The organism is Pantoea sp. S-LA4, from assembly GCF_054482835.1.
In genome coordinates, this window is sequence record NZ_JBTLRC010000004.1 from 265,148 (window position 1) to 291,013 (window position 25,866).

The window sequence follows — 25,866 nt, forward strand, 5'->3', positions numbered from 1 at the left end:
TGCGCAGTGAAGGAGCAGGTTAAATGGCAACGATTCAGGATGTAGCAGCTCGGGCGGGCGTGTCGAAAGCCACCGTGTCACGGGTACTGTCCGGTAATGGCTATGTCGGTCAGGAGAAGCGCGAACGGGTGCTACAGGCGATTGCTGAAACCGACTACCGGCCTAATCTGCTGGCGCGTAATCTGGCGACCCAGTCCAGCCAGACCATTGGGCTGGTGATCACCAATACGCTGTATAGCGGCAGTTACTTTGCTGAACTGATGGCGCATTCGGCGCGGATGATGGAACAGCAGGGCCGTCAGCTTATTCTGGCCGATGGTAAACATACCGCTGAGCAGGAGCGGGAAGCGATCCAGTTCCTGCTCGATCTGCGCTGTGACGGCATTATTATTTATCCGCGTTTTCTCTCTATCGATGCGCTGGATGCCATTATTTCCCAGCACCGCCAGCCGATTCTGGTGATCAATCGCCGCCTGCGCGTCAATGACAGCTACTGCATTTATGTCGATCAGCACGCGACCAGCGCCAGCGCGGTGACGCATCTGGTCACTCACGGTCATCGGGATATTGCGTTTATTACCGGTTCGCTGGATTCTCCGACCGGCATGGAACGGCTGTCCGGTTATCAGGCTGCGCTGAAGGCGGCAGATATTCCGGCTGAGCCGCAGCGGATTGTGACAGGGAAATGGACCGCACAGAGCGGCATGGTTGCGGTGGATCACCTGCTGGCGCGCGGCGTGGCGTTCAGCGCGATAGTCGCCAGCAACGATGAGATGGCGATTGGGGCTATCAAGCGGCTGACTGAATGCGGCATTGCGGTACCGCAACAGGTCTCAGTCATGGGCTTTGACGATATTCCGCTGGCACCCTATATCACACCCTCGCTGTCGAGCGTAAAACTGCCGGTCACCGAAATGATTAACGAAACCATTGGCCGGCTGGTGAACATGCTGGATGGCGGGGAATGGCGGCCCAGGCCTCCGTTCAGCGGCAGCCTGATACTGCGTGATTCACTCTCTGACGGGCCCGGTCGCCGTGCTTAGTCGGGACTGACCTGAATCACATCAATGTCTCGTTCCTTCAGTTGTTGCAGGGTCAGGGCATCGAGTTGATCATCAGTGATCAGATGCCGGACCTGATAGCCTGGCGACAGCGGATAGGGTTGAATCTGCCCAAACTTCGAGCTGTCAGTCAGCGCATAGCTATCGATGCCCTTCGCCAGCACCGCATCCACCACATCGCAGCGCAGCATATTGCGACCGGTGAAGCCGCTCTCCGGATGCCAGCCATCAATCCCGACAAACGCTTTATGAAAGTGGATCTGCTGAATGCAGTAACGGGTCAGCGGGCCGACCATCGATTCACTGCTTTTTTGCAGCAGGCCTCCCAGCACAATCACCTCACAGGCGGCCTCACGCAGTAACTGGGCGATGTAATGACTGACGGTAATCAGCGTAATGTCGCTGCGATCCGCCAGCGCGCGCGCCAGTAAGGCATTGGTGCTGCCGCCTTCGATAAACACCGACTCACCGGCTGCCACCAGGCTGGCGGCATGATTAGCCAGCGCCTGTTTGACCGGATAACGGGTATTCATGCGGGTGCCCACATTGTCACTGTCGAGCGCCAGTGCTGAGCCATGGACCCGTCGCAGTAAGCGATCGCGCTCCAGCAGAGTAAGATCCTGACGCACCGTTACTTCAGAGACACCCGTCAGCTGTGCCAGCTCGCTGACCGCAATGGTACCCCGGGTATTAACCAGTTGAATAATCTGATGATGTCGCGGATTCATAAGCCAGTTTCGCAGAAAAAACAGTTGCTGCAGTTTAACAGGGAAAAGACCGCGCCGGACCCCGGCGCGGTGATAAATCAGGCTAAATCCAGCGCCCGGCGACCATTCTGATTCAGATCGGCCAGCGTAAAACGCTGCTGCCAGTTTGTTTCATAATCTTCAGGCGGGAAATCAGCGGGCGAACGACCCTGTTCCAGCGCCTGGGCTACCCGGCGGGCATAAGCACGATTCTTATCGCACATCGGCGCGGCCGGAATGTACATCACGTTGCCCCAGCCCTGCTGATTCTCTACCGGTGCCACCGCATGAATCACATCGCAATGCCACCAGACGGAATCGCCCGCTTCTAAAGCCGGGATGGAACTGAGTCCGGCAATCAGATGAGGATGCCATTTCTCATTAATCGGTAATACCCGACCCGGTTCTACGCCGCACAGCTCGTCGTCCGGCACATCGGCTAACAGTGGACGCAGCAGAACATAGGCCATCGCTTCCGGTACCGGCACCACATGCAACAAGCCCTGGCCTGGAATCATATCTGACAGGGCGGTCCAGCCCTGAAAGGTGCGGAATACCGAGCATTTGGTGGTGTCGGGCACATCATATTCATCCACTTCGGTGCGATGCGCGGCATCCCACGGATCGTAGGCGTCGAAATCACCGCTAAAAAGTTTGCCAAACACCTGCTGATAAGCGGGCAGCAGCCAGCGTTCAAGCGCGCCGGAGTCGGTATGCGCACCTAATCCTTTCGAGGTGGTACCTGGCAGTCGACGACGGATTCGATCGGGATAGATCACGCTGACATCGGGATCGAACCACTGTTTTCCCTGTGAGTCGAAGGTCCACAGGCGATTAAGAAAGGATTGTGCCTGCGTCATGGCATCACTTTGACGCGCCTGCATCTGCGCCTGTGACCAGTAAATCGGATAAATTTCCGGCCGTGACGCCTCAAGACTGCCAAAGAAATTATCGCCGGGACCACGATACTGCTGATCAAAGTGATTCAGTTCCAGGTAGTCGAGCATCGACTTATCCCACGCCAGTGCCTGATCGCGGGAAAAATGTTGTTTGATGACTACGCAGCCGCGGCGTTTTATCAGCGCCCGGCTTTCATCTGAAACCCGTCCTTCGGCGATGGCCTGCATCGGTACAACGGGCCAGGCGCTGCCTGTTCGTTGTTCCTCCGCTTTTGCCTCACCAATGGCCGCTTCGATTCTTTCGCACACCTGGCGGAACAACGCCTCGACATCACCAATCTGGCTGCGTAACTGCTGTTTCATCTGTCGGATAGCCGCTTTAACGTCGGCAGGAAGCGGTGTAGCCCGGAAATTCGTTGTCATCTCATGCTCCTTAACGTGTCAGGGTTGAGTTACGGATGAAAAGTAATTAACCTTCATTCGTAAATTACGGCTGAGATTAACATCGTTGTAACCATAAAAAACGTGCGCTGTAACACAAGTTCCCTACCGGAACGCTCTGAAAGCCGTTAACAAACTCACTATTAGCATTCTCAATAATCCACACAGCGAGTAAGCTTTATGAATCAAATCAATCAGCCGAAAGGAAATGACGGCGCAGGTAAAGGGGCAGGCGAGATGGCGGTTAAGATGATTGCGGTGGATATGGATGGCACCTTTCTGGATGACAACAAACAGTACAACGTCCAGCGGTTCGCACGTCAGTATGCGCTGCTGAAGCAGAAGGGCATCCGTTTCGTGGTCGCGAGTGGAAATCAGTATTATCAGCTACAGCGCTATTTCCCTGACATAAAAGATGAGATTGCCTTTGTAGCGGAAAACGGTGCGTGGGTTTCGGACTGCAATGAAGAAATTTTTTGCGGCGAGTTAGCCAAAGAGAAAGTCCATCAGATCCTCGATATTCTGGCGCATGAACCCGATATCGCGCTGGTGGTGTGCGGACGTAACGGCGCTTATGTGCACTCCTCCGCGTCTGATGAGGTGCTGGCGATGCTGGCGAATCATTACCACCGGCTGGAAAAGCGTGACGATTTGTATGATATCGATGACACCATTTTCAAATTTTCGCTTAATCTGGCGCATGAAGGCGTGGACGCCTTACTGCAACGGCTGCACGACAAGCTGGGCGAGCTGGAGAACATCATGCATCCGGTCTCCAGTGGCTTTGGCTTCATCGACCTGATCATTCCTGGTTGCCACAAGGCGCACGGCATCGCACTGCTGCAGGAAAAATGGGGCATCAGCGACTGTGAAGTGCTGGCGATTGGCGACAGCGCCAATGATATAGAGATGCTGCGACAGGCCTGCTTCAGTTTTTCAATGGCCAATGCGGTTGACGCTGTGGCAGCCGTAGCGCGCTACCAGACGCAGAGCAACAATGATGAAGGCGCGCTGAATGTCATCTCCCGGCTGCTGGCTCGCGAATTTCCGTTCGACTGAGTTTCGGCGGCATTGCTGAAAAGCGACACTATCGCCACGGGTGACGAAGCGATCGTCACCCCGTAACATCCTGCTTATTACGCGCATGGCGTTCCATCTCATCCAGCGCCGCCTGATTCTCCAGACCCCACTGATACATCTGTTCAATCGGTTCGGCAAAGCGCTGGCCCAGTGCGGTCAGGCTGTATTCTACTTTGGGTGGTACCACCTGATGCACTTCACGCGCAACCAGCCCGCGCTGCTCCAGTTCCCGTAGCGTCTGAATCAGCATCTTCTTTGAAATGCCCTGCAAACTCCGCTCCAGCTCACCGGTACGCGCGCGGTTGTCCGGCCAGTGATACAGCGCATGGAGCACCATGGTGCTCCATTTGACGGCAAACAATTCCAGCAGCCGCCGCGGCGGTGAGTCTGCATAGAAGCAGAGCTTTCCTTCAACCCATACCGGCATAAAACGTTCTTCCTTTGATGGTAACCAAATGGTAACTACTACCAAAATGGATACCGGATGTCTATAGTGTGCCGCTTTCGTTCCCAACCATTACAAAGAGGCCACAGATGAAAATTCATGCGCTGGTTGCATCACAGGCAACTCAACCATTACACACGGGGCAGGTTGAGCTACGCGATCTGCAGCCGGATGACGTCAGAATTGATGTGCTTTACTGTGGCGTCTGTCACTCAGACCTGCACATGGCGCGTAATGAATGGGGCGTCAGCCGTTATCCTTTAGTTCCGGGTCATGAAATAGTTGGCCGGGTGGCGGCAGTAGGTGACAACGTCACACGTTATGCAGTGGGTCAGACTGTCGGTGTCGGGGTCATGGTGGACGCCTGCGGTGAGTGTCATTTTTGTCATCAGCAGGAAGAGCAATATTGCGAAACCGGCTTCACGCCGACCTATAACGGCACTGATAAATATACCGGTGGCAACACCTATGGCGGCTATGCGGATCAGGTGATTGCTGACCAGAATTTTGTGGTCTCGATCCCGGATAACCTGCCACTGAATGCCGTAGCGCCGTTACTCTGCGCGGGCGTGACTGTCTGGTCTCCGCTGCACCATTTCAATGTTAAAGCCGGCGATAAGGTTGGCGTAGTCGGTCTGGGTGGGTTGGGGCACATGGCGGTTAAGCTGGCCAGTGCGCTGGGTGCCGAAGTCACGCTGTTTACCACATCGCCAGAAAAAGGCGCCGATGCGCGGCGGCTCGGTGCACATCGGGTAGTGGTTTCACGCGATGCCGGACAAATGGCGGCGTGTCAGACTTCACTCGATATCATTCTGGATTGTGTGGCAGCACCTCATGACCTTGATCCTTACCTTGCGACGTTAAAGACCAACGGCCAGCTGGTACTGGTCGGTATTCCCGATCAACCGCATCCATCACCGAACGTAACGCCAATGGTGTTTCGCCGTCTCAGCATCAGCGGCACTTCAATCGGCAGTATAAAAGAGACGCAGCAGATGCTCGATTTCTGTGGGCAGCACAACATTACCGCCGATGTTGAAATGATCACGGGCGAAGAGATTGAAACAGCTTTCGCGCGGATGCTGACCAGCGATGTGAAATACCGCTTTGTGATTGATATGCAGAAAACCGGCTGGTAAAGGTTTCACGGCCTGCGGTAGGGCAGGCCGTGAACAATCGGATATCGGGCTCGCGCAGTTGATCACAGGTGAGACTCGCGGAAAGAAAGACGGTTAGAGGTGATGAGTGCACAGCTAATATAGTTACAACATACTTTTTACTCGATTGGATAACAACTCATCTGACTTCAGTGCAATCTTCTTTCTGACAGAATCCAATATAACCCTTGTGCTCTAATCACCCGCCGCCAGGCAAAAAAAAAGCTACCCGACTAAGGTGCCGGATAGCCTGTAGTGAGGCTGCATCAGGGAAAGTTACTCGTCGGATTTATGCTCTTTTATCGCCTGATTCTTCTCCGCATCCTCGTTATCAGCTTCATCATGTTCTGCGACATGGCTGAACGGTTTGAGCAGCTGAATGTCCAGAATCACATAAACCATAGTGCTGATAAATAATGAGATCACACTGCCAAACACGCCACTGGTGGTAAAGGTGAGATAGTTATAAATCACCAGCCAGGTCAGACAAATAAACAGCGCCAGGGAGATTGTCAGGTTAGCGACCGAGTAGTTGCTGGTGCCGGCGCCCTGAGTATGGGTCACCTTAAACAGGTTGCCGATGGAATATTTCTCCAGCACCCGTATGGTATTTTCCCAGTTACGTTGTTTGCGCGCGCTGGCGCGGGTCAGAAATACAAACAGGATCGAAATGAAGAAGCCGGAAAAGGCGATCAGCACCGGAATCGCTTCCAGCGCATAGGTAATGCTTTTATGACTGCCGGTGCTGCTGCTGAGATCCAGCGTTAACGAGGCACCCAGCGCCGCATAAAGAAAAATAAACAGCAGCAGAAAAGTCAGCGTACGCTTCCAGTCACCCTCGGCTTCGATGTTTTTTTGTTGAACGGCCAGTTGCAGCGACTGTTGAATTTGCGCAGCCTGCGGCGAGTCTGTTTCTACAGCGTGGCAGGGCGCAGCAAAGAAGTTGCTCATGAACTGCTCATCTTCTTTGTGGATAGTGATTTTCATCGGATACCTGTGTCTGAAAGGATGTCCGGTTATTCTAATCAGCCTCGACTGAAAGAACAGAAACTTCTTAAACCGCGCATTCGACGACATCCCATCGGCCGCATAGCGATAGGGGCATTTACGTGGTGTAGAACGCTGACGTGAACCCGGTCGCAGGCGGCAGATCGCCCCTGTAAATCACCCGCTGGCCGCTACTCCGCCTGCGAACTGCGTAATTTGAACTGCTTAATCGCATCATTGATGTTGTTAGTATCAAGTGTTGCGATGCACTGGCTGCCGTTGAACACCTCGTAATGGGCGTTGTGCAGCTGAAACAGCAAATCTTTGCCGCGAAAATGAATGCGCTTCTGTTTGACGCCAATGCCATGTCGTCGCAACAGCGCCTGCGACAGTCGATCGTTCTCTTTTGCCATAGCTTCAGCTCCCCGGCAATACGTGGTCACTGCTATTAAACCTGATAAAGATGAGTTTTATATTAAGAGATATCCTTAATTTCAACAGGGACAAAGTCCGCATTTTTGCACCTGACTGCTGCTGAAGGCGCGTGTTAGCGGATAAATGCGATTCAGCCACCTGTACCCACTTCAGATGCGGTACACTTGGCCGGTGAATTCACCACTGGACACGATGCTATGAACGACAAAAAGATGATCTCGATTGATCAGTTCAACGCTGATGAACGACTGGCTGTAGAGGAAACGTTCAATGGGCTGGTGCAGAAATATCGCCAACGGACCGGTAAAGAGCCGGATAGTAAAAAAGAGAAAGAATTCAATACAGAAGCCCGACAGCTGATTATGTCGAGCAAGCTGGAAAAAGAGAAAGCGCAGGCAGAGAAGGATAAGAAAAAGCCCGTGCGCAGAAAGAAACCGTCATCACTGGCGGCCAGCGAAGTGAGTGATTTCAACTGGGCAGCTTCAGTGGTAAAAGGCCGCAGATAATCCTCTTTGCGCGTAAAAAGGGTAAGCCTGAGGTCATCCTCAGGCTTCAGGCTCAGATGGGCGCATATTCGCCGGTGCCTTCCGGCCACGGCGTTAACAAATCAAATCCCTCTTCAGTGACCGCCACGGTATGTTCCCATTGCGCTGAAAGAGATCGATCTTTCGTCACCACCGTCCAACCATCAGACAGTACGCTGGTGCCCGCTTTGCCGGCATTAATCATCGGCTCGATGGTGAATATCATACCGGCTTTAAGCGGCATACCTTCACCTGGCGTACCGTAATGCAGCACCTGCGGATCGGTATGGTAGATTTCGCCCACACCGTGACCACAATATTCGCGCACCACCGAAAAACCTGCCGATTCCGCCACACGCTGAATGGCCGCACCAATGTCGCCCAGCGTCGCGCCAGGACGGACCGTTTTAATGCCGGCCACCATCGACTGATAGGTGATATCCACCAGGCGCTTAGCGCGTACTGACGGCGTACCGACGAAATACATCCGGCTGGTATCGCCGTACCAGCCGTCTTTGATGATCGCCACATCGATATTCACAATATCGCCATCCTTCAGCTTCTTGCTGGCAGGAATACCGTGACAAACCACATGGTTCACCGAGGTACAGGTGGTGCGGGTATAACCGTGGTAACCGATGTTAGCCGGAACCACTTTCAGCTCATTCACAATATAGTCGTGGCAGATATCATCAAGCTCTTCAGTGGTGATCCCGGGCCGTACGTGCGGGGTAATCATTGCCAGCACCTGGGCTGCGGCATGGCCGGCCGCTCGCGCCTTCTCAATTTCAGCCGCTGTATGAATTTTAACGCTGTTCATGACACATCTCCTTGTGAAGTGAGCCTTTCTTGATGAAATAAATGTCGGATATCAGCACTGCCTTCCAGTTCCAGTCGAACCAGCATCTGCGCCAGTTGATGCTGGGTCAGTTGCGGATAGAACTCAGCCAGCATCCCCAGCTTTAGCCAGTGCTCTGCCTGTGCATTGATCGATCGACTCATCGCCTGGCTGGCGATCCGCAGATTCTCATGCATCAGATCGGAAATTTTAACGATGCCCATATCAGCCTTATATGAATCGTATATGTTTCATATATTAGATACTGACAGGGGCGTGGTATGCAAGGGGAAAATTGCTGTTCCGAAACTAGCCCGGTCCAGAGATAGTTGTCTGGCTTGATCTCCTCGAAGGCTGATCATTGGCCCTTTCCATTTTCCATGCAATCGCTAAGCGAAAACTTGCTCATTATTAAGATGCTTCAGCCATTAATGCAGCCTGCACAGCGGGACGGGCACTGATCATTGCCATATATGCCGACAACGCAGGCCAGCGATTCAGTTCGATGGCGAAAAACTGACACCAGCCCAGCACAGTGAAAAGATAGGCATCCGCCACGCTGAAGCACGCCCCGGTCAGATAACTTTTTTCACTGAGCGTCACCTGCAGGTAATCGAACCGCCGGAAGAGCTTCTCACGAAAAATCGCTTTGACGTCTTCGGTCAACGCAGGGTTGAACAGGGGGGCCGAGCCAGCGTGTATCTCACTGGTAATAAAGTTAAGCCATTCCTGCAGGCGCACCCGGGCCCAACTGTCCGCTCGCGGAGCCAGATCCTTTTCCGGCTTTAGATCAGCGAGATACTGCACAATAGCCGGACCTTCAGTGAGTATCTGTCCATCATCCAGTTCAAGTGCAGCGACATAACCTTTTGGGTTGATGCGCAGGAAGTCACGTCCGTCAGCGGTGAGCTTGCTTTTGTTGTCTACTTTGACCAGTTCAAACTCCAGCTCCAGTTCGCGCAGCACGATGTGGGGTGATAACGAACAGGTGCCAGGGGCGTAATAAAGTTTCATTGTTGTCTTCCTGTAAAGTGCATAGCCGCCGCGCGGTCTGCTGCGCGATCCTCTGTTCACTGTATTTGACGCCGTTTCCGCTGTAAAATTAATGATTAAGCAATCAACTATTAGCTGAGCTACTGATAACCATGATGAATCTTTTGCACTGGCGCTTACTGATAGCCGTGGCGGATGCCCGCAATATCTCACGCGCTGCAGAGGAGATAGGAATGACGCAGTCTGGTGCCAGCCAGGCTATTGCTCAACTGGAGGCTTCACTGGGTTTTCCGGTTTTTACGCGTGAGCGCCGATATATCAGTGTTACCGCGCTGGGGGAGCAGGTTATTGAACAGGCGAGAAATATGCTGTCGGGGCTGAATGCCATCCGCGAGCTGGCTGATAAGAGCCGGGGATTGACCAGCGGGCGCATTCGCCTGGCCAGTTTTCCATCAGTGACGTCGACATGGTTGCCCGGTTTGCTGCGCGACTTTAAGCGCCAGCATCCCGGCATTGAAGTAGTCATTCTGGAAGGCTCAGATGAGGAGGTTGAGGAGTGGCTTACAGCAGACCTGGTTGAACTGGGGGTGGTAATGAACCCGGTGCCGGGGCGTGCAGAAGTGGTTTTAGGGCAGGATGCATGGGTAGCGGTCATGCAGGCCAGTAACCTGCAGGCACGGCATCTCAGGGCTGATGGCATAACGCTTGAGGAGCTGGCGGGCCAGCCCTTTATTCTGGCGACAGGCGGATGTGCGGTGAATGGAAAAAGCCTGATGGAAAAGGCGGGTTTGCACCTTACTGACATCCGCGTGACCGTACGGGACTGGATCAGCGCCTGTAAGCTGGTCGCTGAAGGCATGGGTGTCGCCCTTGTACCTGAATCAGCCCTGCCTGAAGAATTACGCAATCTGCGCGTGGTACCCGTGACACCTTCCATACACCGTGAATTCGGGCTGGTTTGTTCAGCTTCCGGAAAGGCGTCTGGTGCGACCCAGGCCCTGCTTACAGGATTACGAAAAGGACGATGAGATGAATGACGTCATTTGCTTGTAAATATGCGCGCCAGGAATAGCAGCCTGACGTTTGCTTATGGCCCTGACTTATCCCGTTATGAATTTATACAACAAACTGGCGACCTGGTTTCGAATGCATCCAACCTGGTTTGCCCCAGTCTTGTGCATTTCTCAATCTGATACCGCTAGCGTGAAGTGATGTCAGCCATATACTTTTGAGTGGCGTAAGCCTCTCCATTACACGAAGCGTGATATTTCGTAATGCAAGTTCAGCATCCAGGTTAGAGATCACCTTCAAATCAGTCGGGATCACAATCGTTCGTGCTACCCACATACCGACCTCTCCAGTTGGCTCAAAGTCGTCTAAAGGCAATTCATATCTGTAAACTTTTCCACTTTGAAAGCGTGAGAGCCATTCATGCTCAATACAGGCAATTGCAGTGGCACGGGACTGGCTGCCCATCCATTGTTCAAGGTCAACACTGGTTGTGTCAGGTAATGGCCAAAACACGATGCGCGGACACTCTCTGGGGAAAAGATAAAGTAGTTCGTGCGCTTCATCCGTAGCCCATATCAGTGGCCCGTTTAGCCACTCCTGTCCTGCAGGACGGTCGACATGAACCCTTATTGGCCGAGGATGGAATAGAGTGATATCAGGTCTATCGCTGAAATGGAAAAGACGCACTTAGAGCTCCGTTCAAAATGTACTCAACACTCCGAACTCATCATTTTGGGTAAATAAAGTTTCATCGATATGAATGATCGCTTTGTTTGATTTTTTTAAGGTCGGCAGCGACTGATCATAGGCGAGGCTTGATGTGTGACATGTGCGCCTCTGGCACAAAGTGGACGATTTTCCGGCCTGGTGCTCAGACAGACCACATCCCGCGCGCCTCGCTTGTACTATTCCGCCGTTTCAGCAGGTTCAATCGGCAGCCTGCCAGACGACAGGCTGCCTGAGCTCTCAGGGAATAAGTTTGCTGCTTCGCATCGCTGCCAGATGTTCAATCAACACCTCATCCGAGCGCCTGGTCATGGCGTCAAACCCTTCCTGGCGCGCTTTGGTGACGTCAAATATGGCATCTTTCTCAACATGAAAGATAAAGTCACCAAAACCACCCAACGCCAGCTTATCGATATCGTGCTCTTGCAGTTGCGCCTTATCGGCGATGGATGACCAGAGAGGCTTTAACGCGCTGAGACGTTCGCTAAGCGAGACAGGCTGCGCCTCGCCGACCGGAACGCCAAACCAGTCAGCCAGTTTCGGCCAGACGTGACACCAGCGAAACACGTCACCATTTGTGATATTGAATGCGCCGAATTTAGCATTTTCGGCAGCCCAGACAGCGCTTTGACCCAGAATGCGGCTGTCAGTGACGTTCACCAGCGTATTGCGATAAGCGTCATCCGGGCCGGGAAAATGCAGAGCGGTTGCCGTTTCGCGGCAAATGGTGCCGTAGACGCCGATCAAATTCCCCAGGTTCATCGGCGACCCGAATGAGTGACCGATAACGATATCCGGACGTAACGCAGTCCAGCCGATACCTTCATCGCCAATCTTTCTCGCATAGTCTTCATGCCGGAAATAGAGGTTTGGCGGAAAATGACGGCTATCCTCTTCCCGGGCCGGAGTGCGATAAACACCCAGATGGGCACCGTAAACCTTTCCGCCCTGAATAAAGAGAAGATGTTTCAGCGAATTGCCTGACGATCGTACTGCGCCGATCAGATTTTCAAACATCAGCGCATTGATATCCGCTTCCACGCCCGGATTGGGATCCTGCCGCAATGCCGCGTAAAAGATGTGCGTCACGGTTTCAAACGCTTTCCGGTGGTGATTAAGATCTTCTGCAGAAGTCAGGTCAGCGCTGATATGAGGAGAAGGGTGAGGGCTATGCGCCGAACGCCCAAGGGTAGTGATTTGCCAGCCCGCTTTATGGAAGGAATCATGGGCGGCAAAGCCAACTACGCCGCCAGCACCGACCAGCAATACGTGCTTATCATTCATACAGTTCTCCGTCTGGTTTCCTATAACAAGATTTAGCGGCAACATACAGAGGCGCTGACAGCAAACAGAGCCGTTGCCGAACGCAGTTATTAAAAAGTGATCCATATAACAACATGAGTCAAACAACGGTGAGCAGGCGAAGCGGCATCAGACGCGCTTTATCTGCTGGCGCTACAGCCAGATTTTTCGCCTGACAGGATGGGTATAGGAAACCTGGAAAAACAGGGGAAGGCTTTTCAGGAAAGCATGAGTAAAGGAGATGGTAAGACCTGGTGAACCGTAAAATGCGGCATTATCAGTAGGGCGGTTTGGGGTTTATGGCGCACCCTTTGTTCAGATTCTTCAGTTTATGTGACCAGCGAAATGGCTGGCCACATCAGGTCGTCAATGCTGAAGAATAAGTCTATTGCTGGATTATTGATTTTTAATGAAATCAGTTCTCGACACCGTCATTTGCGCCTGACAGTCGATCATTTTCTTTAGCTCCTCGTCATTGCCCTGCATGGATATTTTGCCGCACATGGCATCTTTGGTTTTAATCCACTGCCGCTGAGAGGGCAATAATTCCTTCTTCATTGCGGGGGTTAACGATGACCAGGCCGTATTCAAATCAGAGTCGGCATTCGCGAATAAAATTCGTGACTGGGTCAGACTATCAGCGTTCTGCTGCTGTGGCTGCTGAATTGATTGCTGATCGGCCTGTTGCTCAGATCTCTCTTGTGCCTGTAGCTGAGCCTGTCTCTGGAGTTGCTGCTGAGCTTCGTACTGAGCCTGCTGTTGCGCCTGCTTCTGGCTCTCAATCAGGCGCTGCTGGACATCTTTAGCCTGCTGGATTTTCTGTTGCTCAACAATTGGGTTGATAATGGACAATGCCGTGATCAGCCCCATTCCCATCGATACCGGATTTGTCGTGGAGGCTTTAACAAATACATTTTTTTGATCGTCAGTCGCCTGAGCTGTGTAACTGATGCGCTTGTAAAACGCATTAGCGTTGCTTTCAAGCGAAAGACTTTCCAGTTGTTTATCCAGATTGCGGTTAAAGTTCTTACGATAGGCTTCTGAGAGCTGAGAATATTCATCAGCAGGCAGTGTCATGGATACCGTGGCTTCACAGGTTTTCATTGTGCTGCCTGAGTCACTGGACGTGGTAGATATTTCAGAAAGCACCAGTTTGATTTTCTCCAGAGCACTTCTTTTGGTCTGGCTGGTGACGTCTGGATATTCGTCGACCTGCTGAGACAGGCCTTCATAAGCGGCTTTCCTGATTAAATCGACGAAAGCAGACTGCGTCATTTCAGAAGAGCAGCCAATAACTTCCTTATTGTTGTCACAACCGGATAGCGCTATAGCGAGTAACAGAGCGGCATATTTTAGTCTCATGAGTTCCCTTTAGGATAAAATGTCTGAGATCGATAGCGGCCAGAAGATCATCCTTGAAGCAATATCTGTCTCTTCTCGATAACCTGATTCAAAACCACTGGTCAATAACATGCACATATCGGCACTGATTAGGCGAACTTTAGGGATTCCTCACTCTGGAATGGAGTGTGCAGGTCAGTAATTTGAATCAGATTAAGCACCGGCCTGACCGCACATAACGCTGACTGATTAATTTTTCGGTAAATCATGGCCATCTTGCCGAACTGAAACAGAAGGGTGTGAAAAAACCGTCCGGCGACGGCTTCTCATAGTCGCACTCACACTTTTCAGGGCTTTTCATAAAATAACCAATTCAAAAGCCACAGCAGCAGGTAGCTGGAACAGGGCTTTATATTTCTCGTTCCAGATCGATGAGTGCCAGTTGCAGATGATGCTCAATAAAGTCTGCTTTGAATGCACTGTAACGATGAGCATCGTTACAGTTTGATGCTGCTACACGCTTTATCTCGGCGTAATTCGCCGCAATATCTCGGTTTTTTCTGAGGTAATCACGGAAGGCAAGATGTCTCAATATTTGAATATCTCCGACTGAAAAGGCATGAACGTGATGACTACGCCGATCACCCCCCTTAGTGAAGTAGCGACGTCCCGCAATCCCGTTCTCACCGCGCGCAACGTATCCGGCGCAGAGCATTGCAGCGTTGTATTTATCCAGTTCATTGATATCGCAAACTTCCAGCAGTATGTCGATAACGGGCTTTGCTGACAGGCCAGGCACGGAGGTGCTGCCGATGTGATAAACATGCTTAACACACTTACCTAACAATGCCTTTAATCGTGAGCTTTCTGCGTCAAACATCACAGGCCACTGCTTATCGTATGGCACCAGAGTAGCTGATCGCATAGAGACCTCCTCGTTTGCCCGTAGATATTCATCATAATAGCCAGATAGAGGTTCATCACCTCAGCAGCCAGCGTTTTAACAAGGTTAAATCAACCTGTTAGCTGCCACTGTTAATCGGCATATCATTTTTCTGTCATTTTCAATCTTTACGATGCTGGATTCCCTTTATGGATGCTAACAATATGAAAAGAAAAATTATTCCTCTGGTTATCGGTTGTGCGCTCTCTTTACCAACCCTGGCGGCGCAGCCACAAACCCAGCACGCTATCGTCAGTTTTCCCGAAGGTACGCACGTAAGCTACAACGGCGCATTCGCCAGCGCGTTTCCGAATGGTTTGCCGGTGGGGATCGGCTCCGGTTTGCTGTTTACCGGCAAGCAGGGAGATGCGCTCACCTTCGTGACCGTCACAGACCGCGGGCCGAATGCTGACTCGCCTGATGTGGGTAAAAAGGAGGCGAAAATTTTCGTCACGCCAGACTTCGCCCCGTTGCTGATGACCATTCGGGTGCAGAACGGCAAAGCGGTGGCCACGGATGCCCGACCGCTGCATGACGATAAGGGCAATATTAACGGATTACCGCTACAGGATGGCATCATCGGCTCCACCAATGAAGTCGCGCTAAGCGATAGGTTGAAAATGCTGCATAGCGATAACCGTGGTCTGGATACCGAAGGCATTACCACGGACGGGAAGGGCGGATACTGGCTCTGCGATGAATATGGTCCGTTTCTGATTAACGTTGATCAGCGCGGCAAGATCCTGGCGATTCACGGACCGCAGGCCGCGGAAGGGGAGAAATCGATCGCGGGCGGTCTGCCGAACGTTATTAAATGGCGCCAGCCGAATCGTGGCTTTGAAGGGCTCACCCGCATGCCGGATGGACGTATCATCGCCGCGGTGCAGAGCACGCTGGATATCGACGGTAAAAGTAAAAAGCAGGCGCGCTTTACCCGCCTGGTCAGCTTCGATCCGGCGACCGGCAAAACTGCGATGTATGGATACCCTGTCGACAGCGAGGCTTATGCTAAAAACAGCGACGCGAAAATTGGTGATATCGTGGCGCTCGATAATCAGCATATCCTGCTGATTGAACAAGGCAGCGACAAAAACGACGCGATGCGCAACCTTATCTATAAGGTGGATCTCAGCGGCGCTAGCGATCTTGCCGCTTTCGATAAGCCTGGCGAGTATCCGGAGTTTGACGACCAGAAAAGCCTGGCACAGCGCGGCATAAAGCTGGCCGCAAAAACTCAGGTAGTCGATTTACGTCAACTTAGCTGGCAGCAGGAGAAGGCCGAAGGGCTGGCGCTGATCGACAATCAAACGCTGGCGGTCGCCAATGACAATGACTTCGGCGTAAAAGCGGTAATGCAAAATCCGGTTGAAGGTAAAAAGCGCAAGGATTATCGGGTCAGTGAACAGGGATCGCTTACAGTCGATGATAAGCCGGTTGCCACGACGATCGGTGTGAAGCCGCTGAAGAAACCCGAGTCGGACAGCGAGTTATTGATCATAAAACTGGCGGACCCGCTGAAATAAGCGCTCTTCTCAATCCAGGCTGCGTTCCCTCATAGCATTACCTCCTGTAAAAGAGACGGATGCAGCCGGTTTTACTATCCACTGATCATTCCCGCCGTTTTGTGGTACAAAAAATGGGGCGCTGAGGCCTAATGCCTGTCAGTTAAGGTTAAATGTGCAAAGGCTGTCACGGTCAGACGTGGCAGCTTTTTTGTCTGGGCGAGCGTGCCGGAGTACGGGCCTGAGCACCTCTGCTGCTGCCGGGCCGTCCTCGCGCCGCTTCGCGGTACCTTCAGCTTTGACGTCGTGCCGACGAACCGTTCGGGGATCGGCCTTCCCTGGCCGGCCCCGAACTCGCCACGCTTCCCGGCGTGGCGTTCTGGCCCAACATCACGCCTCAGCGCTGCGGATAGCCCTTTCAGCAGCAGAGGCGCTCAGGCCTTCACCATCGTGCCCTTTTTAACAGCACGCACTGAAGCTTCAGAGCAGGCGGGGGCCGATCAGGGGCAGGCAATCCGCAGCGCTGAACATTCGCCAGGAGAGCCCGCAGGACGCGGGCGAAAGGCGGGGCGGCACAGGATGTGCCATCCCCGGCGGTCCGTCAGGCAGACGAATGAAGTGAAGGTACCGCGCAGCGGCGCGAGGACCGCCAGCCCCTGAGCGGCACCAGACTGCGTTATCACCTGTCGCTTAACTGACAGGCATTAGGCGCTGAGGCCCCATTCTGTTTCCATCAATATTTTTATAAACGACTATTCCGGTAGCGCATAAACCACCACCTGATCGCCCACCTGATCCTTGAGAATAGTATTCCCCCCCGCGACAAAGGCGACATACTGACGGCCTTTATACTCATAGACCGATGGATTCGCTACCGCAGGTGCTTCAACCTGATCGGACCACAGCTCTTCACCATTATCTACTGAGTAAGCGCGAACTTTGGCATCCATTGAGGCACCAATAAAGATCACGCCACCCGCGGTCACAGCCGGACCGCCAATGGTGGGTGAGCCCCAGCTTTCTGGCATAAAGAAGCCATACTGCTGCGAAGCGCCAACCGGACGACGCCATTTTACGTCACCCGTATGCATATCCAGTGCCACGATTTCACCAAAGGGTGGCTGCCAGCACGGCATACCCAGCCAGTTGTTCGCCACCATCAGACGCAGCCCATAAGGTGCGCCTTCCTGCGGGGCAAAACCGCTCTCGTTGCCGGAACCATTATCCGCTTTGTCGTAATCTTCACGGCTATAGAGCTTCACATACTGCACAATGTGAGAGGTGTTCACGATCGCAATCTGTTTTTGTGGATCGTACGCCACGCCGCCCCACTGAACGCCCCCGGCACTGTCCGGATAGGTTAGCGTCCCTTCGCCCCTGGTAGTGGGTGGCGTGTACATTCCCTCATAGGTCAGCTTATCCCACAGCCGTGAACACTGGCCGGCGCCCACCATATCCGCCAGTTTCCAGATCTCTGGCTTTTTCGATTGATCGAGCAGTGGCGCAGGTTTAGTCGGGAATGGTTGTGTTGGCGAAAGCACTTCGCCCTGCACCGAACCATCGCCCTGAGGCACCGGACGCTCTTCTATAGGCCAGACATCCTCACCCGTCAGACGGTTCACCACAAACAGAAAACCCTGCTTGGTCGCCTGGATCAGCGCCGGGATCTTTTTGCCGTTGACGGTGATATCCATCAGCGTGGGTGCCGAGTTGATATCGTAATCCCACACGTCGTGATGCACCCACTGGCGCGACCAGACCACTTTACCGGTGTTGATGTCCAGCGCGGTGGTAGAGGTGCCGAGCGGAATCGGATCGACGCGGTTACCGCCCCAGTAGTTGGGAGACGGGGATGAGACCGGCAGATAGACCAGGCCATGCGCCTCATCGGCAGACATATGTGTCCAGACGTTGGCGGTACCGGTGCGTTTGCGGATATCGGCCGGAATAGCGTCAAAAGTCCATTCGCGTTCGCCGGTCTGCGCATTAATTGAAAACACAGTGCCCGGAGGCGCTTCAGCATAAGCCCAGTCTTTGCCAGCCCAGCCCACAAGCAGATGGTTGCCGACGACGGTGGGCGGCTGCAGCACAGATAGCGGGTATTTAGCGTTAACCGTGTTCCACTGATTAAGGTCCAGCACGCCGTTGTCAGCAAAGTTACTGCATGGTTTCCCCGAATCGGCATCCAGCGCAAAGAGCTTGCCATCAACGGTCCCCATATAGACGATCTTCTGACAAGCTTGTCCGGCAGCCGGTTGTCTGGCCTGCCAGTAGGAGACGCCGCGGTTCTTCAGTACCGGCTGCGTCAGAGCTTTGCGCGAGGATTTGGTGTCATAGTGCCACTTTTCTTTACCTGTACCGGGGTCCAGCGCAATCAGGCGATCAAACGGAGTACCAATGTAGAGCGTCTGGTTGGCAAAAATGGGCGTTGCTGACCAGACGGTGGCAGGGATGTCACCTTTGCCATCCGAGACATCTCCGGTATGAAATTCCCAGATTTTCTTCAGCTTGCTGACGTTATCCGCAGTGATCTGTTTCAGCGGACTATATTTTTGTGCGTTGAGCTGACCATGGAAGCTGTCCCAGGTGGCAGAAGAGGGCACCAGTGAGCTGGCGGCGGAACTGGCAGACTCGACTTTCTGCCCGTCACGCTTGCCGGTGGACGCCTCTTCCGTGGTTTCAGTGGTTCCCGGCGCCTGTTGATTGGCGGAATCCACATTAAGTTTTTCCTGGGTGCCCATAGAGGCTTCAGCAGCGTTATCCTGCTTCTGCGCCTGCGTCACTGGTATGCACAGCAGCGCCAGCGCCGTGATGCTGACTTTCATTAATGGAGAGTAGAGATCATTATGCACGGGCAGCTCCTCAGGCTCTGACGCGATGATTGTGACGAACGGAATTGCGGCTCAGCGTAATCAGACCAATCAGGCCGACCACCATTGCTGCCGTAATGATGTACTGATGCAGTAGCGCAGCTGCAAAACCAATCGCGAATAGCATCAGAAAAACGATAACAATCAGCGTAGTGCGCGCGCCGCGGCGGGATGCGCCGCGTAAAAGAAAGGTCAGTAACGCCAGCACGGCGCTGGCGATGGCCACACCCAGAGCTCCGATAGTTCCGGTAACACCGGTGAGAGGTGTCAGCCACGCGTATAAAGCCACCGCGAAGCCGATCACGGCTGCCAGCAACAGCAGTAAGCTGCCCAGGCGTGAGGGTTGAGATTGCGACATATCAGGACGTCCCCCGTTGAAATGAACAAAGAGTAAAAATGGCGTATTGAAGGGTTCAGGCAGCAGCTTTCGCGCAAAACGGTGATTAAAAAAACCCACGCAGCACGATGAACAGCGGCAAAGTTAACTAAACGTAACAGAGTATAGAAGATGGTTTCTTATTGGGGGGACTCAACCGGATATCGCATTCACGATGGCTGACAAACCGGACTTAGATCAATCATGGCTATTTTAATTGTGCGTATTAATGATGCCTTTTTGATCAAATTATAACGCCTCGACCCACAGCCACAGTTCAAACGGCGGTTATTAACCAGGCGGGATATCAGCCATGCCGCTTGCGGCAAATAATAGACGCATCGCCGCCATCTCTGCTGGCGGGTGCCGGTTTACAGAGCCGGCATCCACGTAATGAAAGATCGGTATTAAGGAGAGGGCAAAGGAGTGATGATAAATTCAGGCTGGTAGAAAACAGGAAAATTCACCGATCTGGCAATAAAACAGACTTTATGAATTTCATGGTGAATAGCCGTTGCCGCATCGATATTTGTGCCCGCCAGGACCGTAATTTTTGGCCTGAGTATGGCTGAAATAAAGCGGCCTGCTCCCCCTTTTAAAACTTCACCTGTGGCTACCGGTGAATCTTCATAATCCACGACGGTGATGCCCGCATCGGAGGCGAGATGCAGATACCAAAGCATATGGCAGGCTGAAAGCGAGGATAACAGGAGATCTTCAGGGTTCATTTTACCCGGATCGCCGCCCAGCAATGGGTCATTAGAGCAATGAACGATTTCCTTGCCGGTTATGGCGATATCCCATGTCCGCGCATAGGAGTGATAGCCTGACGTGCCCGTGCCTCTGTTACCTGTCCACGCGATATGTGATCTATAACTGTGTTCCATTATTTTGCCGAACTCCTCTGCATGATGAAGATATAGACTGATAATCTATGAAGCATCGGCCACTGTTGTTGATACGCAATGAACGATACCTGAAGCAAGGCGGGGAATGCTGCAGCCATTCCTCTGCGTGAAGGGTCAGCAGGAACTTCTGTCATCATCTACCCGCGGTCGTGAAGGTGGGTCTTTTCAGCCGCCGTTAACCCGCGCATCGACCCGCAGTGACGGTAACGCCTCCTGTCGGGAATAGTCGGTATGGGGAAAAAAAACTATAAAAATCCGATCCTTCCCTGAAATTTTAATATGCTCTGCCATAATGGCTGTTACATTCAGAAATGCACCAGCAGAGAGGTTATATGTCTCAATCAAAAATAACAGAGCACACTCAGCGAAGTAAAATCAATCCGCCGGTGTTTTACAGCTCCGCCATATTGATCTTTATCATCGTTGCTTTTGCTGCCATTTTCCCTGAACAAGCCGACAAGCAGCTCAGCGCGCTGCAAAGCGGCATCTTCGCCAATGCCAGCTGGTTTTACATTCTGACTGTTGCCCTGATACTCATGAGCGTCGCCTATCTGGGCATGTCCCGGTTTGGTGAGATCAAACTAGGTCCCGATCACTCTGAACCCGATTTCAGCTACCTATCGTGGTTTGCCATGCTGTTTTCAGCCGGTATGGGCATAGGACTGATGTTCTTTGGCGTAGCCGAGCCGGTGATGCATTACATGGCGCCACCGTCAGGCACGCCGGAGAGCGTTGAGGCCGCCAAGGAGGCACTCCGCATCACGTTCTTTCACTGGGGACTGCATGCCTGGTCAATCTATGCCATCGTGGCTTTGATACTGGCCTTCTTCAGTTATCGTCACGGCCTGCCGCTGACGCTGCGATCGGCACTCTATCCGATTATTGGCGAAAAAATTTATGGGCCGATAGGGCATGCCGTCGATGTTTTTGCCGTTATCGGTACCGTGCTCGGTGTAGCAACCTCGCTGGGTTATGGTGTTTTGCAGGTTAATGCCGGGCTCAACCACCTCTTCGGGGTTCCGGTTAACCAAACCATCCAGGTCATACTGATTGTGGTTATTACCGGCCTCGCCACCTTGTCGGTAGTGTCGGGACTGGATAAAGGGATCCGCATACTTTCAGAAATCAACCTGACGCTGGCGGTGCTGTTGCTGGTTCTGGTGGGTGCGATGGGGCCAACGGTTCTGCTGCTGAAATCGTTTGTTGAGAATACCGGCGGATACCTTTCAGAAATCGTGAACAAGACCTTTAACCTGTATGCCTATGAGCCCAAATCCAGCAAATGGCTGGGAGGCTGGACCCTGTTTTACTGGGGCTGGTGGCTGGCCTGGTCGCCCTTCGTCGGGATGTTTATTGCCCGCGTTTCGCGTGGACGCACCATTCGTGAGTTCGTAACCGGCGTACTGTTTGTGCCAGCCGGTTTCACCTTGCTGTGGATGACATTTTTCGGTAACAGCGCGATCTGGCTGATCGTGAGTAAAGGAGCACGCGATCTGGCAGAGACCGTACAGTCCGATCAGACCCTCGCGTTATTTAACTTCCTTGAGCATTTCCCCTTCAGCTCGGTACTGTCGTTTATTGCTATGGCCATGGTGGTCGTCTTTTTCGTGACGTCCGCTGATTCCGGCGCGATGGTGGTTGATACCTTAGCGTCAGGAGGCACCGATAACACGCCGGTCTGGCAGCGTATTTTCTGGGCATCAATGATGGGGGTTGTTGCCATCGTGCTGTTACTGGCAGGCGGCATGAAAGCGCTGCAAACGGTGACCATCGCCAGTGCGTTGCCCTTTGCCATTATACTTCTGACGTCGATATACGGGCTGTTCAAAGCGCTGCGCATTGATTATTACAAACGCGAGAGTAAGCAGATCACCACCATCGCCTCGCCGGCTTCACGAAACCCGATTTCGTGGCAACGCCGGTTGCGGAATATTGCTTATTTCCCCAAGCGTTCAAACGTGAAACGCTTTATGAATGAAGTGATTCAGCCTGCCATGCATATGGTCAGCGGCGAACTGCTGAAGCAAAGTACCGTTTCTCACATTAATGACAGTGCAGACGATCGGGTGCATTTTGAAGTGGATCTGGGAAATGAACTCAACTTTGTTTATGAAGTGCGGCTTCGTTCCTATATTCAGCCTACCTTTGCCCTGGCCGGATTAGGCGATGAGAAAAAAGAAGAGCATCGCTACTACCGTGCAGAGGTCTACCTGAAAGAGGGCGGGCAGGATTACGATGTGATGAGCTGGACGCAGGAGCAGATTATCAACGATATTCTTGACCAGTACGAAAAACACCTGCATTTCCTGCATCTGGTACGTTAATCACCGGGCCTGGCTCACTGAGCCAGGCTGTCTTTGCCTCTATTCATACCTTTTAGTTCCACAGATCGACGCGGTTTCAGCGCTTCCTTTCCGGGTTTAATCAATAAGATTATTTCCGTGTCATAACAGTTCCAGTACCAAATTAGGTGACAACGTCACGGTAGCGCATTAAAAGATACCGGCCAGACCCGGCTGAAAGAGAGACAATCAGGAAAGAGAGTCAGACCTACGGCAAGAAAAAGCGCTTCCGAATGGAAGCGCCTGTCGCAATGAGAATCAGAAAGAGAGAGTCAGACCGGCGTAATAGGCACGGCCCGGCTCGTTGTAGGTGGATGCACCTTCGGCTTCACGGTAAATACGCTTATCGAGCAGGTTATTGATACCGGCATTAGCACGCAGATTTTTGGTGACGTCGTAGTTAAGATTCAGCCCAAATACCGAATAGGCTCCGACTTCACGCGTCGACAGTGAACTGGCTTCGGTACGCGATTCTGCATTTTCACGCGGTTTCTGACGGCCATACATCGTCCAGTTCAGGCTGGTGGAAAAATCCTCTGTCACCTGCCAGTCGAGCATCGTGTTGATGGTGTATTCCGGGATGATCGACAGCGGATTTCCGGTCTCTTTATCCTTCGACTCAATCATATAGGTCGCGTTGGTCCGCCATTCCAGCGCATCGCGCACTAACGGAATCGTCATATTCCCTTCCAGACCTTCTACCACTGCCTTACCGCCGTTGCTCCACTGCAGGATATTATTGCCGTTGGAGGCAAAACCAATCCGCTCGGTGCCCGCCACGATTTTGTTCTTATAATCGTTACGGAACCAGGTGATCCCGGCAATATAGCCATCCTGACTAAACTCAATGCCCAGCTCTTTATTTACGCTGACTTCAGGATCAAGGTTCTCGTTGCCCAGCAAATAACAACTCCCGCCGATACCGATCGGGCAACCGTTGCCGCGGGTCGCCAGTAAATAGCCTTCCGTTGACTGATAGAGGTTAGGGGCTTTAAACGCACGGGCAATACCGGCCTTGAGTTTGAAGTTCTCGCCCAGTCCCTGGGAAATATTGATCGACGGACTCCAGTTCGCGCCAAAGGTATCGTGATAATCAAAACGCAGACCCGGGATCAGCTCCGTGCTGTCGGTGGCGGCAATATTATCCTCGAAATAGAGCGAACTCAGAGTCGCGCTGTTTTTACTGTTGCGGCTACCTGCATCGCCATTGATCCCACCAATAGAGACGCCTGGTGCGCTGGTGCCATTCATTGAGTTGGGATCGTTTAACTCGTCGCGATTCCACTCAGCACCCAGCGTCACCGTCTGTTCCCGCACTATCTCCAGCGGGAAACTGACTTCGCCACCGGCGCGGTAACTCTCGAAGCGGCTGGTGGAGAACGTCGTGCTGTTAATTCGTCCCTCACCGCTGCCTGCGGTTCCTTCGTTGAGGCGGGTATTGTTGGTTTTTTCATAATTGAAGGTCAGTTTCGACTGGCCCCAATCCCAGATCCCGTTGTGGGCAATGCCATAGGTCTGACGATAAAGACGGTTAGTTTCTGAACCATCCAGCGATTCAATCAGAGCATTGCCCGCACCGTTGCTGTATTGGGTATCGCCAGCATATATATTGCCCTGACGGCTGTAACCGTAACTGAAATCAACCACCTGCAACGGCGTTAATTTCCAGGAGAGTACGCCATTAATATCTTTATTGCGCACGCCTTCGCGTCCGGCGGCGGCAGAACCATTCTGCGACTGGTTGATATCAAAAGCATCACTGTCGGTTTTATTGATGTTGCCGTAGAGCCGCATGGTAAGCGCGTCACCGGCCAGCGGACCGCTGAGATTAAAGTTGGCGCGGCGGGTAGCGCCTTCTTTGTCATCTTCCGGCTGATTGGTGAACAGTGACAGCGAGCCATGCCAGTCATCCGTCGGGCGCTTTGTGATAATATTGACCACGCCACCGGCAGCGCCAGAGCCATAACGGGCAGCCGCCGGCCCGCGGATCACTTCGATGCGCTCAACCATTTCCGCCGGTACCCAGTTAGAGTCACCGCGCGAATCCCGCTCGCCACGCCAGCTGTAACGCACTGAGTTTCTTGAGGTCGTCGGTACACCATCAATCAGAATCAGGGTATTTTCCGGTCCCATGCCGCGAATGTCGATCTGGCGGTTATTGCCGCGGACGCCGTTGGCGCTGTTGCCGGTGAGGTTAACACCCGGCATTTTGCGGATGATGTCGGACAGGTCATTAACCGGCGGGTTCTTTTCAATATCCTGCGCGGTAATCACCGAGACGCCAGGCTGTTGCTTTAACTCCTGTTCAGCAGTGACCAGCATAGTCTGGTCGTCGGCCAGCATTTCTGTCTCAGCGTCGTTCGCGGCAGAGGCGGAAGAACTTAATATTCCCGCCAGTAGCAGCGCAACGGGGCGCTTCCGGACATGCATAGTTACATTCACTTAGAAAATCTCCCTGAATCGTTAAGGTATGTAAGCAAATGCGTATAATAATGATAATGATTATCATTTTACAACTATAATCGGGAACTTTTCCGTTATCGCTTGCGATGCATAAGGGAAGGGCTTGAGGAGAAGTGCAGAATCATATCCCAGCATTCAGCGCGCCAGACCACACGCAGAAATCAGGCTACGCAGTGCGTAATCCCAGCGCACAACGTGGTCCTGCCGCATTCCGGATTAGCCAGGCAACATCTGCCGCAATGGCGTTTCAGCCAGCCGCGGACACGCTGCCTGTGTTGGCGCAGGCCGTTATTCAATGAACCAGAAAACCGCCAGCGATCAACGCTGCGGGAAACTTCCGCAAAATCCGCTTCTGGTGACGACAAAGAGAGAGGATTAACCGGCAACAGGATAACGCCTTGATAGGCGCTAACAATGTATAGCCGACGAGTAGGGCGGTGATGATCCATGCAAGAAGTTAAGAGGTTGTGGGCCAG

At 52.8% G+C, this 25,866-nt stretch carries 23 protein-coding genes; 7 read left to right on the top strand and 16 right to left on the bottom strand.

Annotated features, from left to right (window positions below):
• Positions 1-23: 23 nt before the first annotated feature.
• Entirely contained in the window at positions 24-1,043 is a 1,020-nt protein-coding gene (locus tag ACX3P5_RS21790; protein WP_233988279.1) for a LacI family DNA-binding transcriptional regulator, read from the top strand.
• Here the strand turns inward: ACX3P5_RS21790 and ACX3P5_RS21795 are convergent.
• Both ACX3P5_RS21795 and ACX3P5_RS21800 read right to left on the bottom strand, forming a co-directional pair.
• Positions 1,040-1,789: a DeoR family transcriptional regulator gene (locus ACX3P5_RS21795; RefSeq protein WP_458969378.1), complete on the bottom strand. Its 750-nt coding sequence runs from the start codon at positions 1,787-1,789 to the stop codon at positions 1,040-1,042. The genes ACX3P5_RS21790 and ACX3P5_RS21795 overlap by 4 nt on opposite strands.
• Before the next feature lie 77 nt (positions 1,790-1,866).
• The gene (locus tag ACX3P5_RS21800) at positions 1,867-3,129 is read right to left on the bottom strand and encodes a DUF1479 domain-containing protein (RefSeq protein WP_458969379.1); all 1,263 of its coding nucleotides are present in this window, start codon (positions 3,127-3,129) and stop codon (positions 1,867-1,869) included.
• 255 nt (positions 3,130-3,384) lie between these two features.
• Between ACX3P5_RS21800 and ACX3P5_RS21805 the strand changes: the two genes are divergently transcribed.
• The gene (locus tag ACX3P5_RS21805) at positions 3,385-4,206 is read left to right on the top strand and encodes a Cof-type HAD-IIB family hydrolase (RefSeq protein ID WP_458969477.1); all 822 of its coding nucleotides are present in this window, start codon (positions 3,385-3,387) and stop codon (positions 4,204-4,206) included.
• Positions 4,207-4,261: 55 nt separating this feature from the next.
• Here the strand turns inward: ACX3P5_RS21805 and ACX3P5_RS21810 are convergent, their stop codons facing one another.
• Positions 4,262-4,654: a winged helix-turn-helix transcriptional regulator gene (locus ACX3P5_RS21810; protein ID WP_233988276.1), complete on the bottom strand. Its 393-nt coding sequence runs from the start codon at positions 4,652-4,654 to the stop codon at positions 4,262-4,264.
• A gap of 107 nt (positions 4,655-4,761) precedes the next feature.
• Here ACX3P5_RS21810 and ACX3P5_RS21815 point away from each other — a divergent pair, with 107 nt between their 5' ends.
• Entirely contained in the window at positions 4,762-5,811 is a 1,050-nt protein-coding gene (locus ACX3P5_RS21815) for an NAD(P)-dependent alcohol dehydrogenase (RefSeq protein WP_458969380.1), read from the top strand.
• Positions 5,812-6,105: 294 nt separating this feature from the next.
• Here ACX3P5_RS21815 and ACX3P5_RS21820 read toward each other — a convergent pair whose 3' ends face one another.
• Both ACX3P5_RS21820 and ACX3P5_RS21825 read right to left on the bottom strand, forming a co-directional pair.
• Positions 6,106-6,816, bottom strand: coding sequence for a RipA family octameric membrane protein (locus ACX3P5_RS21820; protein ID WP_233988273.1), 711 nt, complete (start codon positions 6,814-6,816; stop codon positions 6,106-6,108).
• 191 nt (positions 6,817-7,007) lie between these two features.
• Entirely contained in the window at positions 7,008-7,229 is a 222-nt protein-coding gene (locus tag ACX3P5_RS21825) for a hypothetical protein (protein WP_233988272.1), read from the bottom strand.
• A gap of 219 nt (positions 7,230-7,448) precedes the next feature.
• Here ACX3P5_RS21825 and ACX3P5_RS21830 point away from each other — a divergent pair, with 219 nt between their 5' ends.
• Positions 7,449-7,757, top strand: a complete 309-nt coding sequence (locus ACX3P5_RS21830; RefSeq protein ID WP_233988271.1) for a hypothetical protein — start codon at positions 7,449-7,451, stop codon at positions 7,755-7,757.
• Between the two features lie 52 nt (positions 7,758-7,809).
• Here ACX3P5_RS21830 and map read toward each other — a convergent pair whose 3' ends face one another.
• The 3 genes from map to gstA all read right to left on the bottom strand — a co-directional run bounded on the left by map (position 7,810) and on the right by gstA (position 9,627).
• A complete protein-coding gene (map, locus tag ACX3P5_RS21835) occupies positions 7,810-8,595 on the bottom strand; it encodes a type I methionyl aminopeptidase (protein WP_233988269.1) in 786 nt (261 codons plus the stop codon).
• On the bottom strand, positions 8,592-8,837 hold the full coding sequence (locus ACX3P5_RS21840) for a ParD-like family protein (RefSeq protein WP_233988267.1): 246 nt from the start codon (positions 8,835-8,837) through the stop codon (positions 8,592-8,594). Before ACX3P5_RS21840 ends, map begins: the two co-directional genes overlap by 4 nt.
• A 187-nt stretch (positions 8,838-9,024) precedes the next feature.
• Entirely contained in the window at positions 9,025-9,627 is a 603-nt protein-coding gene (gene gstA, locus ACX3P5_RS21845) for a glutathione transferase GstA (protein WP_458969381.1), read from the bottom strand.
• A 131-nt stretch (positions 9,628-9,758) separates the two neighbouring features.
• Between gstA and ACX3P5_RS21850 the strand changes: the two genes are divergently transcribed.
• A complete protein-coding gene (locus tag ACX3P5_RS21850) occupies positions 9,759-10,634 on the top strand; it encodes a LysR family transcriptional regulator (RefSeq protein WP_458969382.1) in 876 nt (291 codons plus the stop codon).
• A gap of 88 nt (positions 10,635-10,722) precedes the next feature.
• On the opposite strand, the gene ACX3P5_RS21855 is transcribed toward ACX3P5_RS21850, so the two are convergent.
• The 4 genes from ACX3P5_RS21855 to ACX3P5_RS21870 all read right to left on the bottom strand — a co-directional run bounded on the left by ACX3P5_RS21855 (position 10,723) and on the right by ACX3P5_RS21870 (position 14,911).
• Entirely contained in the window at positions 10,723-11,304 is a 582-nt protein-coding gene (locus tag ACX3P5_RS21855; RefSeq protein ID WP_233988264.1) for a DUF6886 family protein, read from the bottom strand.
• 279 nt (positions 11,305-11,583) lie between these two features.
• Positions 11,584-12,627, bottom strand: coding sequence for an NAD-dependent epimerase/dehydratase family protein (locus ACX3P5_RS21860; protein WP_458969383.1), 1,044 nt, complete (start codon positions 12,625-12,627; stop codon positions 11,584-11,586).
• A gap of 414 nt (positions 12,628-13,041) precedes the next feature.
• A complete protein-coding gene (locus ACX3P5_RS21865) occupies positions 13,042-14,007 on the bottom strand; it encodes a lysozyme inhibitor LprI family protein (protein WP_233988262.1) in 966 nt (321 codons plus the stop codon).
• A gap of 388 nt (positions 14,008-14,395) precedes the next feature.
• Positions 14,396-14,911, bottom strand: coding sequence for a GrpB family protein (locus ACX3P5_RS21870; protein WP_458969384.1), 516 nt, complete (start codon positions 14,909-14,911; stop codon positions 14,396-14,398).
• Positions 14,912-15,093: 182 nt separating this feature from the next.
• Between ACX3P5_RS21870 and ACX3P5_RS21875 the strand changes: the two genes are divergently transcribed.
• On the top strand, positions 15,094-16,452 hold the full coding sequence (locus ACX3P5_RS21875) for an esterase-like activity of phytase family protein (protein WP_233988260.1): 1,359 nt from the start codon (positions 15,094-15,096) through the stop codon (positions 16,450-16,452).
• A gap of 731 nt (positions 16,453-17,183) precedes the next feature.
• On the opposite strand, the gene ACX3P5_RS21880 is transcribed toward ACX3P5_RS21875, so the two are convergent.
• The 3 genes from ACX3P5_RS21880 to ACX3P5_RS21890 all read right to left on the bottom strand — a co-directional run bounded on the left by ACX3P5_RS21880 (position 17,184) and on the right by ACX3P5_RS21890 (position 20,564).
• Positions 17,184-19,256 (bottom strand): pyrroloquinoline quinone-dependent dehydrogenase, encoded by a 2,073-nt coding sequence (locus ACX3P5_RS21880; protein ID WP_458969478.1) that lies wholly within the window; start codon positions 19,254-19,256, stop codon positions 17,184-17,186.
• A gap of 37 nt (positions 19,257-19,293) precedes the next feature.
• Entirely contained in the window at positions 19,294-19,659 is a 366-nt protein-coding gene (locus ACX3P5_RS21885; protein ID WP_233988258.1) for a hypothetical protein, read from the bottom strand.
• Positions 19,660-20,084: 425 nt separating this feature from the next.
• Positions 20,085-20,564, bottom strand: a complete 480-nt coding sequence (locus ACX3P5_RS21890; RefSeq protein ID WP_233988257.1) for an OsmC family protein — start codon at positions 20,562-20,564, stop codon at positions 20,085-20,087.
• A gap of 353 nt (positions 20,565-20,917) precedes the next feature.
• Here ACX3P5_RS21890 and ACX3P5_RS21895 point away from each other — a divergent pair, with 353 nt between their 5' ends.
• Positions 20,918-22,909, top strand: a complete 1,992-nt coding sequence (locus ACX3P5_RS21895; RefSeq protein ID WP_458969385.1) for a BCCT family transporter — start codon at positions 20,918-20,920, stop codon at positions 22,907-22,909.
• A 276-nt stretch (positions 22,910-23,185) separates the two neighbouring features.
• On the opposite strand, the gene ACX3P5_RS21900 is transcribed toward ACX3P5_RS21895, so the two are convergent.
• Positions 23,186-25,357, bottom strand: a complete 2,172-nt coding sequence (locus ACX3P5_RS21900; RefSeq protein WP_458969479.1) for a TonB-dependent siderophore receptor — start codon at positions 25,355-25,357, stop codon at positions 23,186-23,188.
• Positions 25,358-25,866 lie beyond the last annotated feature (509 nt).